The sequence below is a fragment of the Streptomyces sp. DvalAA-43 genome, from assembly GCF_900091725.1.
GTDB classification, from domain to species: domain Bacteria; phylum Actinomycetota; class Actinomycetes; order Streptomycetales; family Streptomycetaceae; genus Streptomyces; species Streptomyces pulveraceus.
This window is the reverse complement of sequence record NZ_FMBW01000031.1, coordinates 125,393-140,995: the sequence shown is the minus strand read 5'-3', so window position 1 is coordinate 140,995 and position 15,603 is coordinate 125,393. Positions and strand designations below refer to the sequence as shown.

General features: G+C 73.2%; 14 protein-coding genes and 1 tRNA gene. 7 read left to right on the top strand and 8 right to left on the bottom strand.

Annotated elements, in window-relative coordinates; genetic code table 11:
- Positions 1 to 159: 159 nt before the first annotated feature.
- Together GA0115234_RS08665 and GA0115234_RS08660 are read left to right on the top strand one after the other, a co-directional pair.
- Positions 160 to 1,827, top strand: a complete 1,668-nt coding sequence (locus GA0115234_RS08665; RefSeq protein ID WP_093540287.1) for a 5-guanidino-2-oxopentanoate decarboxylase — start codon at positions 160 to 162, stop codon at positions 1,825 to 1,827.
- Positions 1,793 to 3,007: a Glu/Leu/Phe/Val dehydrogenase dimerization domain-containing protein gene (locus tag GA0115234_RS08660; RefSeq protein ID WP_093540286.1), complete on the top strand. Its 1,215-nt coding sequence runs from the start codon at positions 1,793 to 1,795 to the stop codon at positions 3,005 to 3,007. The genes GA0115234_RS08665 and GA0115234_RS08660 overlap by 35 nt, the downstream gene beginning before the upstream one ends.
- Before the next feature lie 138 nt (positions 3,008 to 3,145).
- Here GA0115234_RS08660 and GA0115234_RS08655 read toward each other — a convergent pair whose 3' ends face one another.
- A complete protein-coding gene (locus tag GA0115234_RS08655) occupies positions 3,146 to 3,526 on the bottom strand; it encodes a hypothetical protein (RefSeq protein ID WP_093540285.1) in 381 nt (126 codons plus the stop codon).
- Positions 3,527 to 3,886: 360 nt separating this feature from the next.
- Here GA0115234_RS08655 and GA0115234_RS43300 point away from each other — a divergent pair, with 360 nt between their 5' ends.
- Both GA0115234_RS43300 and GA0115234_RS43295 read left to right on the top strand, forming a co-directional pair.
- Positions 3,887 to 4,438 (top strand): hypothetical protein, encoded by a 552-nt coding sequence (locus tag GA0115234_RS43300; RefSeq protein WP_237541157.1) that lies wholly within the window; start codon positions 3,887 to 3,889, stop codon positions 4,436 to 4,438.
- Positions 4,396 to 4,662, top strand: coding sequence for an ArsR/SmtB family transcription factor (locus GA0115234_RS43295; protein WP_237541155.1), 267 nt, complete (start codon positions 4,396 to 4,398; stop codon positions 4,660 to 4,662). Before GA0115234_RS43300 ends, GA0115234_RS43295 begins: the two co-directional genes overlap by 43 nt.
- Positions 4,663 to 4,709: 47 nt before the next feature.
- Here the strand turns inward: GA0115234_RS43295 and GA0115234_RS08645 are convergent.
- Positions 4,710 to 4,783, bottom strand: a tRNA-Thr gene (locus GA0115234_RS08645).
- A 179-nt stretch (positions 4,784 to 4,962) separates the two neighbouring features.
- On the opposite strand from GA0115234_RS08645, the gene GA0115234_RS08640 reads away from it, so the two are divergent.
- The 3 genes from GA0115234_RS08640 (at position 4,963) to GA0115234_RS08630 (ending at position 7,548) form a co-directional block, all read left to right on the top strand.
- A complete protein-coding gene (locus tag GA0115234_RS08640) occupies positions 4,963 to 6,099 on the top strand; it encodes an ABC transporter ATP-binding protein (RefSeq protein ID WP_093540284.1) in 1,137 nt (378 codons plus the stop codon).
- Positions 6,100 to 6,389: 290 nt separating this feature from the next.
- Positions 6,390 to 6,803: a hypothetical protein gene (locus tag GA0115234_RS08635; RefSeq protein WP_093540283.1), complete on the top strand. Its 414-nt coding sequence runs from the start codon at positions 6,390 to 6,392 to the stop codon at positions 6,801 to 6,803.
- 34 nt (positions 6,804 to 6,837) lie between these two features.
- Positions 6,838 to 7,548: a nucleotidyltransferase family protein gene (locus GA0115234_RS08630; RefSeq protein ID WP_093540282.1), complete on the top strand. Its 711-nt coding sequence runs from the start codon at positions 6,838 to 6,840 to the stop codon at positions 7,546 to 7,548.
- 86 nt (positions 7,549 to 7,634) lie between these two features.
- Here GA0115234_RS08630 and GA0115234_RS08625 read toward each other — a convergent pair whose 3' ends face one another.
- The 6 genes from GA0115234_RS08625 to GA0115234_RS08600 form a co-directional block, all read right to left on the bottom strand.
- Positions 7,635 to 9,251, bottom strand: a complete 1,617-nt coding sequence (locus GA0115234_RS08625) for a DoxX family membrane protein (protein ID WP_237541154.1) — start codon at positions 9,249 to 9,251, stop codon at positions 7,635 to 7,637.
- 117 nt (positions 9,252 to 9,368) lie between these two features.
- A complete protein-coding gene (rlmB, locus tag GA0115234_RS08620) occupies positions 9,369 to 10,325 on the bottom strand; it encodes a 23S rRNA (guanosine(2251)-2'-O)-methyltransferase RlmB (protein ID WP_093540280.1) in 957 nt (318 codons plus the stop codon).
- Between the two features lie 83 nt (positions 10,326 to 10,408).
- The gene (gene cysS / locus GA0115234_RS08615) at positions 10,409 to 11,812 is read right to left on the bottom strand and encodes a cysteine--tRNA ligase (RefSeq protein WP_093540279.1); all 1,404 of its coding nucleotides are present in this window, start codon (positions 11,810 to 11,812) and stop codon (positions 10,409 to 10,411) included.
- An 80-nt stretch (positions 11,813 to 11,892) separates the two neighbouring features.
- Positions 11,893 to 12,300, bottom strand: coding sequence for a PPOX class F420-dependent oxidoreductase (locus GA0115234_RS08610; RefSeq protein WP_093540278.1), 408 nt, complete (start codon positions 12,298 to 12,300; stop codon positions 11,893 to 11,895).
- Positions 12,297 to 13,589 carry an MFS transporter gene (locus GA0115234_RS08605; RefSeq protein ID WP_256088678.1) on the bottom strand — a complete coding sequence of 431 codons (1,293 nt, stop codon included), beginning with the start codon at positions 13,587 to 13,589 and terminating at the stop codon, positions 12,297 to 12,299. Before GA0115234_RS08605 ends, GA0115234_RS08610 begins: the two co-directional genes overlap by 4 nt.
- Before the next feature lie 286 nt (positions 13,590 to 13,875).
- Entirely contained in the window at positions 13,876 to 15,603 is a 1,728-nt protein-coding gene (locus GA0115234_RS08600; RefSeq protein WP_093540277.1) for an ABC transporter permease subunit, read from the bottom strand.

Genomic DNA, 15,603 nt, shown 5'->3' with positions numbered 1-15,603 from the left:
CTCGTCCACGCACCCGGCGGCCGCCCCACACTCCCCTCCCCTTCCCCACCCCTACAACTGAACAAAGGTTCAGTATCCTCGCACATTGACAGGGCCGATCCACACTCTCAATACTGACTGTTCATTCAGTAAGGAGCCTGTGCAGTGCCTGGAGACGCCATGCCGGAACCGCCCCCGCCCACCCCCGACCGGCCCCCACGGGACGGGCTCACCGGCGGGGAGGCCCTGGTGCGGGCGCTCGCCGCACACGGCGTGACCCAGGCCTTCGGCATCCCCGGCACCCACAACCTGGAGATCTACCGGCACCTGGCCGACCACCGCATCGACCACCTCAACCCCCGCCACGAACAGGGCGCGGGCTACGCCGCCGACGCCTACGCCCGGGTCAGCGGCCGGCCCGGCGTCGCGCTCACCACCACCGGCCCGGCCCTGCTGAACATCGCGGCCGCCGTCGGCCAGGCGTACTCCGACAGCGTCCCGCTGCTCGTCGTCTCGCCCGGCATGCCGCTGCGCCACCCCCGGCAGTCGACCGGCCTGCTGCACGAGTCCCGCAGCCAGACCGAGGCACTGCGGGGCGTCGCGGCCCTCAGCCACCGGGTCTCCTCGGTCGAGGAGATCGGCGTGGCGGTCGCCCGCGCCTTCACCCTCTTCCGTACGCGGCGCCCCCGCCCCGTGCACATCGAGATCCCCCTGGACCTGCTCACCGCCGTGGAACCGGCCGGGCCGGTACGCAATGCCCCGCCGACCACCCCCGCCATGGCGGACCCGGAGGCGCTCTCGGCCGCCGCCGGGGCACTGCGCTCGGCCGCCCGGCCCGCGATCGTGCTCGGCGGCGGGGCGCGCACGGCCGCCGCCGCATGCCTGCGGCTGGCCGAGGAGCTGGGCGCCCCGGTGGTGACCTCGGCCAACGGCAAGGGGATCGTCGCGGAGACCCACCCGCTGTCGCTCGGCGTCTCGCTGCACAGCCCGGCGGTCCGGAACTGGCTGGCCGGGTGCGACGTGGTGCTCGCCGTCGGCACCGAACTCGCCGAGTCCGACCTCTGGGAGCCCCTGCCCGCGTTCGGCGGCACCCTGATCCGGGCCGACATCGACCCCGCCCAGATGTACGCGGGACCGCCCGCCGACATCCCCCTGGTCGGCGACGCCCGTCACACCCTGCGCTCGCTCCTCGCCGCCCGCCCCGGAACCGGCGGTCCGCGCCCCGACGCGCACCGGACCGTCGCCGCGCTGCGCACCGAACGGGACGCCGGGACCCGGAGCGAGGACGCGCGGCTGCTGCCGTACCTGGCGGCGATCAGGTCGGTGCTCCCCGCGGACACGGTGCTCACCTCCGACAGCGCCCAGTGCTGCTACTACGGCGCGATCCCGCACCTTCCCGTCGGCCCGGAGGGCCGCTATCTGCACCCGACGGGCTTCGGCACGCTCGGCTACGCGCTGCCCGCCGCCATCGGCGCCAAGACCGCGGACCCGGCCCGGCCGGTCGTCGCACTGAGCGGCGACGGCGGCCTCCAGTTCTCCGTACAGGAGCTGGCCACCGCCGTACAGCTGCGGCTCCCGCTGCCCGTCGTGGTCTTCGACAACGGCGGCTACGGCGAGATCCGCGACGAGATGGTGTCCCGCGGCGACCGCCCCACCGCGGTCGACCTGCCCCCGGTCGACCTGCCCGCCCTGGCCCGCGCCTACGGCGGCCACGGCGTACGCGCCGACTCGCCCGAGGCGCTCGCCGAAGCACTGCGCCGGGCCCTGGACACCCCGGGCCCCACCCTCATCACCGTCCCCCAGGAGCTCCCCGATGACCACCTCCCCCTCCCCCGCCACCATCACTGACCCCACCACTCCCCTGATCTCCCTCACCTGGACCGACCAGGAGACCGGACACCAGGGGCACCTGGTCATCGACCGCCTGGTGCGCGGCGTCTCCAGCGGCGGCCTGCGGATGCGCGCCGGCTGCACCCTGGAGGAAGTCGCCGGACTGGCCCGCGGCATGACGATGAAGGAGGTGCTGCACTACGACCCGCAGGGCCGCTACATCCCGCTGGGCGGCGCCAAGGGCGGCATCGACTGCGACCCCCGCGACCCCGCCGCCTACGGCGTCCTCGTCCGCTATCTGCGCGCCGTACGCCCCTACATCGAACAGTTCTGGACCACCGGCGAAGACCTCGGCCTCACCCAGGACCTGGTCGACCGGGCCGCCGCCGAAGCGGGCCTGGTCTCCTCCATCCAGGCGGTCTACCCACTCCTGGACGACGAGGAGGCCGCCCGGCGGCGCCTCGCCGACGCGTTCGCCATCGAGGTGGACGGCATCGGCCTGGACGAGCTGGTGGGCGGCTGCGGAGTCGCCGAATCGGTGCTCACCGCACTGGACCGGGCCGGCGTCGCCCACCGGGGCACCCGCGTCGCGGTGCAGGGCCTCGGCACCATGGGCGGCGCCACCGCCCGCTTCCTGGCCCGCGCCGGGCTGCGCGTCGTCGCGGTCGCCGACATCAAGGGCACCATCGCCAACCCGGACGGCCTGGACGTCGAGGCGCTGCTCGCCGCCCGCGACGGCCACGGCACCGTCGACCGCGCCGCACTCCGCGCCGAGGACCGCGAACTCCCGGCCGACGCCTGGCTGACCGCCGACGCCGAGGTACTGGTGCCCGCCGCCGTCTCGTACGCCGTGGACGCCGCCAACCAGGCGGGCATCACCGCCCGTTGGATCGTCGAGGCCGCCAACATGCCGGTGGTGCCCGAGGCGGAGACGCTGCTGACCGCCCGCGGCATCACCGTACTGCCGGACGTCGTCGTCAACTCCGGTACGAACGCCTGGTGGTGGTGGACCCTGTTCGGCGACATCGGCGCCGACGCCGACGAGGCGTTCGCGCACACCCGCCGGTCGATGCGCGCCCTGGTCGACCTGGTCCTGGCCCGCGCCGAGGCCGAGGACACCACCCCCCGGGCCGCCGCCCACGCCCTGGCCGCGGACCGGCTGCCGGTCGTCACGGAACGCTTCGGCCGGTTCCGCTGACAGCCGGAAAGAGCTTGCGGGGAATGCGGTCCTTTCGAACCCCGATTCAATTCCCCGCAAGCCCTTTCGACTCACCTCACCGAATCACCCACTCATCGGCTCAGCAACTCACCGAATCACCGACGTGGCGAGAATCCCTCATTTGACGAGCCGGATGGAGTTGTACGGGGTGTAGTTGTAGTCGGCGTACGTGTTGGCCTGCTGGTACCCGCCGCAGTTCGTACCGGCGGCGTCGTAGCAGTTACGGGCGGTGGCGCCGCCGGTCTGGTGGTTGTAGATCCGCTTGGTGCCGAGCTGGTTGTAGATCTTGTGGGCACCGTGGGAGTAGAAGATGTACGTGGGCTTGTCGTTGGCCCAGCTGCCGTTCGGGTAGAGGCAGACCGCCCCGGACGGACAGCCGTGGATCGTGGCCGCCGCCCCCGCCGCGGCGGCGCTCCCGCCGAGCGACAGCGCCGAGCCGCCCGCGACCAGAGCGGCCGCCGCGGCCGTCGTGACGATGGTGCTCCGAATCCTGCGCATATGCGTTTCCCCCTTGTTCCGACACCGCGGCCTTGGTCCGGGCCGCGGCCCTTCTTCGTTCACCGCTCATTTATGAGCTGCCCACATCATGGAAGCGAGGACGGCCGAGGGACCAACAGTTCGCAGCACAGGGAAAACGTCCAGTTCATCAATCGGGGGAACGATGAGACTGCGCATCCACTTCACCGCCGACGATGTGGCCCGCACCACGGTCGCCGCCCGCCCGGACGACAGGTGGGAATTGGTCAACAGCCTTCACATCCTGCAGTCCCCACGGCCACCGGCGCAGTACGGCCCCTGGCTCCGCCACGTCAGGAACCGGTGCGCCGGAAGGGACTTCACAGGGCCCTCGTCCGCCATGTGACCACCCTCGTCCCCCGCCGGGGCGACTTCCCCGACTTCCTCACCCCGTCGGGCGCGGACAGCTTCAGCACCTCGCTCGACCTCATCCACGCCGCCCTGGCCGCCCGGCTCCGCACCGAACTCGCCCCCCATTTCCGGCGCCGCACCCCACCACCATGGGCCCGCCGGCTCGCCGAGGGCGACCACTCCGCCCGGCAGGAGCTACGGGACGCCCTCACCACCTGCTTCCACGAGCTGCTCGCACCCCAGCTCCCCCTGATCGCCGAGACGTTCCACCTCGAACGCGCCCAGCACAGCCGGGACGTCCTGGAGGGCGGCGTCGAACAGCTCCTGCACACCCTGCCGCCGTCGATCCGCTGGACGTCCCCGACACTGACCGCCGACTACCCGCGCGACCGCGACCTGCATCTGCACGGCCGGGGCATCACCCTGGTCCCGTCCTTCTTCTGCACCAAGTCCCCGGTGACCCTCATCAACCCGGGCCTCCCCCGGTGCTGGTCTACCCGGTGGCCCGCCACCCCCTGCCGGTCACGGCCCCCGAGGGCCTGACCGACCTGCTGGGCCGGACCCGCGCCCTGATCCTCCACGCGCTGACCCCACCCTGCTCGACGGGCGAGCCGGCCCTCCGCACCCACGTGTCCATCGGCACCGCGAGCAAGCACGCCTCGGTCCTGCGCAAGGCGGGCCTCGTCACCAGCACCCGCCGAGGCTGCATGACGCCGCACGCCCTGACCCCACTCGGCCACGAACCGACCCGCCACCCCACCCGCTGAACGAAAGAACCCCGGCCCGGACGACATCCGGACCGGGGTTCACCCGGAGCCCCCTGTCGGATTCGAACCGACGACCTACGCATTACAAGTGCGTTGCTCTGGCCAACTGAGCTAAGGAGGCATGCCGAAGCAGTGTAACCAACACCGCACCCTGCGAGGTCCCAGAATTTCGCGCCCTTCGAACTACTGACAGATTCCACATGGCCAGGTAGCGTCGCTGAAGGTTCACTCAAGTGGACCAGACCACTCCCGCACTCGGATCGTCCGGCACGTTCCTGCCGGTGGAGGAGAAGATCCAGCATGGCCAGTGTCACGTTCGACAAGGCGTCCCGCGTCTACCCCGGCTCCACGAAGCCGGCCGTGGACCAGCTCGAGATCGACATCGCGGACGGTGAGTTCCTCGTCCTCGTCGGTCCTTCCGGTTGTGGCAAGTCGACCTCCCTGCGCATGCTCGCGGGTCTTGAGGACGTCAACGGCGGCGCGATCCGCATCGGTGACCGCGATGTCACGCACCTGCCCCCGAAGGACCGGGACATCGCCATGGTGTTCCAGAACTACGCGCTGTACCCGCACATGACCGTCGCGGACAACATGGGCTTCGCGCTCAAGATCGCCGGGGTCAACAAGACCGAGATCCGGGCGAAGGTCGAAGAGGCCGCCAAGATGCTGGACCTCACCGAGTACCTGGACCGCAAGCCGAAGGCGCTCTCCGGTGGTCAGCGTCAGCGTGTCGCGATGGGCCGTGCCATCGTGCGTGAGCCGCAGGTCTTCCTCATGGACGAGCCGCTGTCGAACCTCGACGCCAAGCTCCGTGTCTCCACCCGTACGCAGATCGCCTCGCTCCAGCGCCGCCTGGGCATCACGACCGTGTACGTCACGCACGACCAGGTCGAGGCCCTGACCATGGGCGACCGGGTCGCGGTCCTCAAGGACGGTCTGCTCCAGCAGGTCGACTCGCCGCGCAACATGTACGACAAGCCGGCGAACCTCTTCGTGGCCGGCTTCATCGGCTCCCCGGCCATGAACCTCATCGAGGTCCCGATCACCGACGGCGGCGTGAAGTTCGGCAACAGCGTCGTCCCGGTCTCCCGCGAGGCGCTCTCCGCCGCCGCGGACAAGGGCGACACCACCGTCACGGTCGGCATCCGCCCGGAGCACTTCGACATCGTCGAGCACGGCGGCGCCGCCGCGAAGTCCCTCTCGAAGGACAGCGCCGACGCCCCGGCCGGCCTGGCCGTCTCGGTCAACGTCGTCGAGGAGCTCGGCGCCGACGGCTTCGTCTACGGCTCCGCGCGGGTCGGCGGCGAGGACAAGGACCTGGTCGTCCGCGTCGGCGGCCGCGCCGTCCCGGAGAAGGGCACCAAGCTGCACGTCGTGCCGCGCCCGGACGAGCTGCACGTCTTCTCGACCTCGACGGGTGCCCGTCTCACCGACTGACGCCCGCACACCACCGCACCACAACGGCCCCGCACGCCCCGCGTGCGGGGCCGTTCGCGCGCTCCGGAGCAGGGCAGGACAGCAGGGCCGGGCGGCGGGACCGGACAGCGAGGCCGGACCGCAGCGCCGGGCGGCAAGGCCCGGGTTCGGGCCGTACGGTGCCGGATTCCCCGGCACACCGGTCATTTCGGCACCGTCCGTCAACGCCCGATTCGAAAAGCATCCTCGAACCATCCCCCTCAAGGGTGACGAAGTGTCGCCGCCTCATTACCGCCCGCTACGCTCGCTGCGTGACCCACACTGCGCGCCGCATCGGCCGATCCCTCGCCTTCGTCCTGCCCGTCGTGATGGTCCTCTCCGGGACCCTCGCCGTCACCAGCGTGCCGTGGGCAGCGCACAACTCCGAGCCGCAGGTCCTGACCGCCTCGGCCCACGACATCTCGAAGCGCGCCAAGACCCGCACCCCGCAGGACGCCCTCCGCGACCGGCTCCTCCTGGAGCTCCAGGAGAAGGACCCGGGCGTCGCGCTGACCGACCTCCAGCGCTCCGTCGAGGGCCGCCCCTCGCTCGCCCGGCACTGCATGTCGATCGCCAGGGCGCTGGGCCGCGCGGCCGTCGAGAAGTACGGCCCCACGCACGCCCACCGGTTCTCGCGCCCCGTCTGCGACACGTCCTTCGCCTCGGGCGTCGCCCGGTTCAGCTGACCGGCCGCTCCGGGCACCGCATATCGTGCCTGGCATGCATACGTATCCGACGCAGGCCGTGGTTCTGGCGGGTGGCCAGGGATCGCGGCTGCGCCCGTACACCGACGACCGCCCCAAGCCGATGGTCGAGATCCCGGGCACCGGGACTCCGATCATCGGCCATCAGCTTTCCTGGCTGGCCGCCGAGGGCGTGACCGACGCCGTGGTGTCGTGCGGTCATCTGGCCGAGGTGCTGCAGGAGTGGCTGGCCTCCGCGGTGCTGCCGCTGCGCGTGACGACCGTCGTGGAGTCCGAGCCGCTGGGCCGGGGCGGCGGGCTGAAGTACGCCGCCGCCCGGCTGCCCGACCCCGAGCAGCCCTGGTACGCCACCAACGGCGACATCTGGACGCGCTTCTCCCTGCGCGAGATGGCCGCGTTCCACGCCGAACGCGATGCGACCGCCACCCTGGCCCTGGCCCGTCCCCGCATCCCCTGGGGTGCCGTGGAGACGGACGCGTTCGGGCACATCACCGACTTCATCGAGTCACCGCCGTCGCCGTATCTGATCAACGCCGGCGTGTACGTCTTCTCCCCGGCCTTCACGACACTGCTGCCGGACCGCGGCGACCACGAGCGCACCACGTTCCCCCGGCTGGCCCGCGAGCGCAGGCTGGCCGGATACCCGCTCCCGCACGGCGCCTACTGGCGGGCCATCGACACCGCGAAGGACCTCACCGAGGCCGCCAAGGAGCTCGACGGGCAGTAGCGGGACCCCGCGCATGGAGGAGGGGCGGCCACCGGATCCGTACCGGTGACCGCCCCTCCGTCGTCGGCCGAAGGCCGCCCGGCGGCTCAGCCGAGCAGGCCGCCGATGGGGTTCTGCCCGCCGCCGGAGGTACCGCCGGTGGAATCGCCGCCGTCCGGGCCGCCGGCGGCGCCACCGGCCGTACCAGTGGAGCCGGAGGACGACGGGCCCGAGCTGCTGGACGGCGGCGGCTGCGGTGCCGTCTGTTGCGGGACCTGCTGGCCGGTGCCCTGGGTCTGGCTGGGCTGTCCGGCACCGGCCACCTGGCCGGACTCGCGGACGGTGCCCGCGGCCGGCGTGGACGGCGCGGTGGAGGGCGTCGTGGCGACGGTGCTCCGGGACGGCGAGGGGCGGTGGCCCTCCGGCGTCTGCGAGGCCCGGCCGCCGCGCGACTCCTGCGGGAGCGGGGAGCCGGGGAGCTGGTTGGTCGGGTCGCTGTTCGGGCCGGGTACGGTGACGACCCCGGAGGAGCGGACCGCGCCACCGAGCACGGAGCCCACGAGCAGGGTCAGACCGACGACGACGGCGGCGACGACGGCGCCCCGGCGCAGCACCCGGCGGCGCAGGTCCCAGATCGCCGAGCGCGGGCCGAGCCTGCGCCAGGCCTCACCGGCGAGCCGTGCGTCGAGGGAGTAGACCGGAGCGCCCGCGATGATCAGCGGGCTCCAGGCCGCGAGGTAGATGATGTCGGGCGTGTCGTAGGCGGCGACGCTGCGCCAGCTCACGGTGACCAGCAGCGCGGCGGAGAGCAGCGCGCCGACCGAGGCGGCGACCCGCTGCCAGAGGCCGAGGACGGTGAGGACGCCGACGACGACCTGGAGGAAGGCGACGCTGAGTCCGGCGCCGACAGGGTGGGAGAGCGCGAAGTCGCGCAGCGGCTCGGCCAGCGTCCAGGGGTGCAGCGAGGTCAGCCACTTGACCATGGAGCCCCGCTCACCGCCGTCGAAGAAGACGGGGTCGCAGAGCTTGCCCATGCCGGCGTAGATGGAGATGAAGCCGAGGAAGACGCGCAGGGGCAGCAGCACCACGCCGAGGTTCATCCGGCGGCCGGGGTAGTACGCGTGGCGCAGGGAGTCGCTGTTCTGGCGGCCGCGGTCCTCGGCCTCCTCGTCGAACCCGTCCTCGTCGTACTCCTCCCGGGGGTACGGTCCGCTGTCCGCGGGGTCGTAGGCGCCGTCCCCCCGGCGCATGGGCGGCAGCAGCGGTCCGTTGCCGTAGTGGCCCGGCTGGTGGGGGGCGCCGACGACGGGGGTGGGCTGGGTCTCTTCGAGGAGGTCGATGAGCTGGGTGCTGCCCGTGCCGTGTCCGCCGTCGAGCTCCGGGGCCGCGTAGGGGCCGTAGGAGTCGTACCCGGCGGCCCGGCGGCCCGCGGTGGAGTTCCGCACGGCCTGGAGGAGCCCGGTGGCGCCGGGGTCGCCGGGGGCGGACCTGCCGCTCCACACGACGGGCGAGCGCCTGCCGCGGGCCGCTCCTGCACCGCTCATGGCGGGGATCCTGGGCGCGCCGGCGGGGGCCAGACCGCGCAGCCGCGGGCGCTGGCCGGGGGCGAGCTGCACCCGGAAGCTGGCGTGGTTGACGATGACCTGCGCAGGGTCGCAGTCCACCTTGGCCATGCTCAGGGCGGGTTGTTCGTCGAACCGAGGCGTTCTGGTGTCCACACTCATCTAACCGAGTGATGTGTGGTTAGGACACTGCCTTGACGGGCCCGATGTGTCCGAGGCCCGTCAATGGTGTCCGGCCGGGGGGTGAAGCCGGACGGCGGCCCCCCGGCCGGTTCGACCTCAGGCGCGGCGCCGGGCGACCTCGTACAGGACGATCCCGGCCGCGACGCCCGCGTTCAGCGACTCCGCGCCGCCCGGCATCGAGATGCGGACCCGGTAGTCGCAGGTCTCGCCGACGAGGCGGCCGAGGCCCTTGCCCTCGCTGCCGATGACGATGACGACGGGTCCGGCGAGCTCCGCCAGGTCCTCGACGGTGTGCTCGCCGTCGGCGGCGAGGCCGACGACCGTGAGACCGGCCTTCTGGTAGCCCTCCAGGGCCCGGGTCAGGTTGGTCACCCGGGAGACCGGCGTACGGGCCGCCGTACCGGCCGAGGACTTCCAGGCGCCCGCCGTCATCCCGGCCGCGCGCCGCTCGGGCACGACCACGCCGTGGCCGCCGAACGCGGAGACGGAGCGGACGATCGCGCCCAGGTTGCGCGGGTCGGTGACGCCGTCGAGGGCGACGATGAGGGGGTCCTCGCCGTTGTCGTACGCGGCGGCGGTGAGGTCCTCCGGGTGCGCGTACTCGTAGGGCGGGACCTGGAGGACGAGGCCCTGGTGGTTCAGGCCGTTCGTCATCCGGTCCAGCTCGGGGCGCGGGGCCTCCATCAGGTTGATGTTGCCGCGCGCACCGGCGAGCTGGAGCGCCTCGCGGACCCGCTCGTCGTTGTCGATGTACTGCTGGACGTAGAGGGTCGTCGCGGGGACGCCGTCGCGCAGGGCCTCGTAGACCGGGTTGCGGCCGACGACCATCTCGGACGTGCCCTTGACGCCGCCGCGCCGGGGGGCGGGGCGGCGGGCCGCGGCCTGCTTGGCCTGGGCGTTGGCGACCCGGTTCTTCTTGTGTCCCTTGCGGGCGGAGGCGGGCGGCGTCGGGCCCTTGCCTTCGAGGCCACGGCGTCGCTGGCCACCGCTGCCGACCTGCATGCCCTTCTTGTTGGACGTGCGGCGGTTCCTGCGCTGGCTGTTCCCGGCCATGACCTACCTGTTTCGTTGCTTCAGACGTGCGTGCGTATAAGTGAAAGTGTGCCGCCCGGCGAGCCGGGCGGCACATGGGAGGACTACTGGCGCGGGCCGAGTGTCCACCGCGGTCCGGTGGGGCTGTCCTCGATGACGAGTCCGGACTGGTTGAGCTGGTCGCGGATGGCGTCGGCGGCGGGCCAGTCCTTGCGCTCGCGGGCCGACTGGCGCTGGTCGAGGACGAGGCGTACGAGGGTGTCGACGACGCCGTGCAGATCGTCGCCGCGGTCGCTCTCGCCCGCCCAGTGCTCGTCGAGCGGGTCGAGGCCGAGGACGCCGAGCATCGCGCGGACCTCCGCGAGCCGGGCGACCGCCGCTTCCTTGTCGTCGGCGGCCAGTGCGGAGTTGCCCTGGCGGACCGTGGTGTGGACGATCGCGAGCGCCTGCGGGACGCCCAGGTCGTCGTCCATCGCCTCGGCGAAGGCGGGCGGCACCTCGGCGGCGGGCGCGACCGTCTCGCCCGCCTTCTCGGTGACGCGCTGGACGAAGCCCTCGATCCGCGCGAACGCGGACTCGGCCTCGCGCAGGGCCTCCTCGCTGTACTCGATCATCGACCGGTAGTGCGGGGTGCCGAGGTAGTAGCGCAGCACGATCGGGCGCCACGCCTTGACCATCTCGCTGACCAGCACGGAGTTGCCCAGCGACTTCGACATCTTCTCGCCGGACATGGTGACCCAGCCGTTGTGCACCCAGTACTTCGCGAACGTGTCGCCGTACGCCTTGGCCTGGGCGATCTCGTTCTCGTGGTGCGGGAAGATCAGGTCGATGCCGCCGCCGTGGATGTCGAAGGCGGTGCCGAGGTACTTGTGCGCCATGGCGGAGCACTCCAGGTGCCAGCCGGGGCGGCCGCGGCCCCACGGGGTCTCCCAGCTGGGCTCGCCCGGCTTGGCCGCCTTCCACATCGCGAAGTCGCGCTGGTCGCGCTTGCCGGTCTCGCCGTCGCCGGAGGGCTGGCGCAGATCGTCCAGGTCCTGGTTGGAGAGCTCCAGGTAGCCGGGGAACGAGCGCACGTCGAAGTAGACGTTGCCGTCGGCCGCGTAGGCGTGACCGCGCTCGATCAGGCCGCGCATCATCTCGATCATCTCGGGGATGTGGCCGGTGGCACGGGGTTCGTAGCTGACCGGGAGGCAGCCGAGCGTGTCGTAGCCGGCGTTGAACGCCCGCTCGTTCTCGTACCCGATGGCCCACCAGGGGCGACCTTGTTCCGCGGACTTCGTGATGATCTTGTCGTCGATGTCGGTGACGTTCCGGATGAACGTGACGTCGTAGCCGCGGTACTCGAACCAGCGTCGCATGATGTCGAAGTTCAGCCCGGACCGGATGTGCCCGATGTGCGGGGCGGCCTGGACGGTCGCGCCACAGAGGTAGATCGAGACACAGCCCGCTGTGAGCGGTACGAAGTCACGGATCTGCCGGGCGCTGGTGTCGTACAGGCGAATAGTCACGCCTCAAGGGTAGTGGGCGCGCACCAGTGCCCCGCGACCCCTTGGGGGATCGCGGGGGCGAGTTCGTGGCGCGGGAGGTCTCAGACGCCTCCGACGACCTTGCGCGGGGTGATCCGGACGATCACCCGCTCGCCGCCCTCGCCGGCGGCCGCGGGGTTGAACTCCGCGAACTTCTTGCCGGTGTACTTCACCGACAGCTCGTCCACGAGTTCCTCGGCGCCCTCGGTGGTCAGGGTGGCGGTGCCGCGGATCTCGGCGTAGGTGTACGGGGCGTCGAAGGGCTGCACGACGACGGAGACCCGCGGGTCACGGCTCAGGTTCCGCTCCTTGCGGAGGCCCACCGAGGTCGAGATCAGCACGTCGTCGCCGTCGCGCTTGACCCAGACCGGGGAGGCCTGCGGGCTGCCGTCGGGCTGGATGGTGACGACGGTGACGAAGACGGGGGTGTCGAGAAGCGCTTTGAGCTCTGCGGAGAGTGCGGCGGTCATGACGTACGTCCTCCCGGTGGGATCGGTGGTGTCTCCACCCCTACCTCAACCCCGTCGCACCGCTCCCGCTTCCCGTTCCGGCCCACCGGAAGGCACAGGGCGAGCGCGGCGCCCGCGAGCGGCACGGCGGCGAGCACCGCCCAGCGGACCGGGCCGGGCGCCTGGAGCAGCGCCCCGGTGGCGGCGCTGCCGCCGAGCACGGCGAGCCCGGAGACGGACGAGAGCGCGCCGGTGGCGAGCCCGAGCCGCCGGTCGTCGACGAGTTCCGGCACGAGGCCCCGCGCGGCCGGGACCAGCAGCATCTGCCCGAGGGTCAGCAGCACGACGAGCGTGGCGCCGGGCAGCAGTCCGGCGGGGCCGCCGGGGGTGAGCGGTACGGCGGCGAACCCGGCGGCGACGGTCCCCAGCCCGGCGACGAGCGCGGTGCGTGGGGCGAGACGGTGGGCGGCCCAGCGGGTCAGGGGCAGCTGGGCGCAGACCACCAGGAGCGAGGAGAGCGCGAACAGCCAGCCGAGTGCGGTCTGCGCGCCGGTGGCCCGCTCCACCTCGGCGGGCAGCGAGAGGTAGAGCTGGTTGTAGGCGATCAGATAACTGCTGTACGCGAGGCAGAGCAGGAGGAAGGGCCGGTTGCCGAACACCTCGCGAACGGAGCCGCGGGACTCGGCCGTCCGGGTGACGGGAGCCCGGCGGGGCATCAGCCGGGCGTGTCCGGCGAGGACGCCGACGAAGACCAGCGCACCGGCGAGGCAGGCCGCCCGGAATCCGGCGCCGAGCAGCAGGAGCAGCGAACCGAGCAGCGGCCCGATGAAGGCGCCCGCCTGTCCGGCGGCGGAGAACACGGCCAGCACCTGGGCACGCGGGGTCCCGGTGTCCCGCTCGTACCGGACGGACTCGCGGGCGGTCTCGGACTCCACGGCGGGCGAGAACAGCGCGGCGGCGAATCCGATGAGGACCACCGCGCCGATGACGGTCGCGGTGGACCCGGCGAAGGCCAGCCAGCCGAAACCGGCGATCCGCAGGGCGCAGCCGACGAGGACGACGGGCCGGGGCCCGTACCGGTCGGTGAGGGCCCCGCCGACGACGAAGAGCCCCTGCTGGCTGAAGGCGCGCAGGCCGAGGGCGAGCCCGACGAGCCAGCCGGCCATGCCGAGGCCGGTGCCGAGGTGGGTGGCGAGGTAGGGCAGTACGGCGTAGAAGCCGATGTTGAAGGCGAACTGGGTGGCGGTGAGGAGGCGGAGGTAGGGGGTGGTCCTCGTCGCGGCCAGGAGGGTGGGTGCGGCGGGGGTCACGGGGTCACCCCGTCGCCGGGTTTCGGGTGGGGGGGTCCGGGGCCCCTCCGGGGTGTCTCCTCGAACGACGAACGTTCCGCGGGTACGCGGGAGAACCCGGGTATCCGTTCGTCGTCCTGCGGGGACTCCCCTGCGCGGCCCCGGACCGGGCCGTCGTGCGTCCTCGGGCGTACCGGGGTGGTGGGGCCGTGCCCGAAGGAGCCCGTCCCGGTACGCGATTCCGTCCCGGTGTGCCCGTTCAAGGCCGTCCTGGTAGGCCCGTTCGTGCCCGTACCGGTACGCCCGTTCATGCCGTGCCTGCCCTGGTGCGGGCCCGTCCCCGTACGGTCGTCGCCGTGAGGACGGACAGCGCGCCCAGGGCGGCGAGCGCGGCGGCGGGGGCGAGCACGGACCAGGGGGCCCGTTCCGCGTACGGCAGGTTCTCCGACAGCATCCGGCCCCACTCCGGCGCCGGTGGCCGGGTGCCCAGGCCGAGGAAGCCGAGGGAGGCGAGGGCCAGCGCGACGGCCGGGACGCGCAGGACCGCGTGGCGCAGCACCGGGGGCACCACGGCGGGCAGCAGGTGGCGCCGGGCCAGGTGCAGCCGCCCGGCGCCCATCGCGCGGGCGGCCGCGAGGTGCGGGGCGGCCCGCTCCTGTGCGTACAGGGCGGAGGTGTGCGCGGCGAGCGGCGCCCAGGCGAGGGCCGCGACGGCGACGGCGGCGCCCCAGGGGCCGGGGCCCGCGACGCCCGCGACGACCAGGCCGCCGAGGACGGCCGGCAGGGCGTTGGCGCTCTCGGTGAGCGCCCCGGCCCGTACCGCTCCGAGGAGCAGGCCGAGGAGCAGGGTCACGGCACAGACGGCGACCGCGGTGAGGACCGTACGGGCCGTGCCGTGGCCGAGCCGGGCCAGTACGTCGCGGCCGAGGGAGTCCGTGCCGAAGGGGTGCGCGGCGGACGGTCCGGCGAGGCGGGCCGCGGCGTCGACGTGCAGCGGGTCGCGCAGCAGTCCGGCGACGGTCACGGCGGCGAGGAGCACGGCGAGCGCCACCGCACCGGCGGTGAGCAGCCGGCGGGCGGGCAGGGCCGGGGGCACCAGCGCCGGGAGGGCCCCGTCGCGCAGGGCGGGCCCGAGCAGGACGCGGGCGGCGAGGCGGGCCGCGGCGCCCGCGATCACGCCCAGGAGCAGCAGGAGCAGAACGCAGGCCTGGAGGACCGGGAGGTCCTGGGCGAGGGCCGCGGCCAGCGCCGTACCGCCGAGGCCGGGGATGGCGTACAGCGTCTCGACGGCGACGGCGCCGCCGGTGAGGCCGACGACGACCAGGCCGAGCTGCGGCAGCAGTCCGGGCAGGGTGCGGCGCAGCGCGTGCCGTGCGACGCGGCGGCCGGGCAGTCCGCCCGCGGCGGCGGCCCGCGCCCATGGTTCGGCGAACGCGGCGGGCAGCGCGTCGTCCAGCAGCCGGCCGAGGAGGGCGCCCGCCGGGATGCCCATGGCGAGTGCGGGCAGTACCAGCTGCTCGGGCGCGCCCCAGCCGAGCGCCGGGAGCCAGCCGAGCTGTACGGCGACGACGGTGGCCAGGACGGCGGCGAGCAGGAACTCCGGCAGCGCGGCGAGGACGGCGGCGCCCGTCCCGGCCCGTGCGGTGACGATCCGCCGCCGGGCCCCGCGCCGCAGCGTGCCCGCGCAGAGCGCGGCGGCCAGCAGCAGGGCGACCGCGAGCGAGACGCCCATCAGGGTCAGGGAGACGCCGAGCGCGGCCGTCACCTCGGGGGCGACGGGCTGTCCGGAGACCCAGGAGGTGCCGAGGTCGCCGTGGAGGAGGCCGCCCAGCCAGTCGCCCAGGACGTGTGCGGCCCCGCCGTCGAGCCCGGTCTCGGCGCGGATCGCGTCGAGGGTCTCGGGGGTGGGCGGCCGGTCGGCGTACCGGGCGTGCAGGATCGTGAGCGCCGGGTCGGTCCGGGTCAGCCTGGGCAGCAGCCCGATGACGGCGAGGATCGCGAGGAGCGTGCCGAGCCGCCCCGCCAGGTGCTTCAC

Bases quoted from the DNA above. Each gene is read 5' to 3' on its own strand.
- GA0115234_RS08625 (WP_237541154.1), bottom strand. From the start codon at position 9,251: ATGAGTGTGGACACCAGAACGCCTCGGTTCGACGAACAACCCGCCCTG.
- GA0115234_RS08630 (WP_093540282.1), top strand. From the start codon at position 6,838: ATGCATACGTATCCGACGCAGGCCGTGGTTCTGGCGGGTGGCCAGGGA.
- GA0115234_RS08640 (WP_093540284.1), top strand. From the start codon at position 4,963: ATGGCCAGTGTCACGTTCGACAAGGCGTCCCGCGTCTACCCCGGCTCC.
- GA0115234_RS08660 (WP_093540286.1), top strand. From the start codon at position 1,793: ATGACCACCTCCCCCTCCCCCGCCACCATCACTGACCCCACCACTCCC.
- rlmB (WP_093540280.1), bottom strand. From the start codon at position 10,325: ATGGCCGGGAACAGCCAGCGCAGGAACCGCCGCACGTCCAACAAGAAG.
- GA0115234_RS08665 (WP_093540287.1), top strand. From the start codon at position 160: ATGCCGGAACCGCCCCCGCCCACCCCCGACCGGCCCCCACGGGACGGG.
- GA0115234_RS08655 (WP_093540285.1), bottom strand. From the start codon at position 3,526: ATGCGCAGGATTCGGAGCACCATCGTCACGACGGCCGCGGCGGCCGCT.
- GA0115234_RS08610 (WP_093540278.1), bottom strand. From the start codon at position 12,300: ATGACCGCCGCACTCTCCGCAGAGCTCAAAGCGCTTCTCGACACCCCC.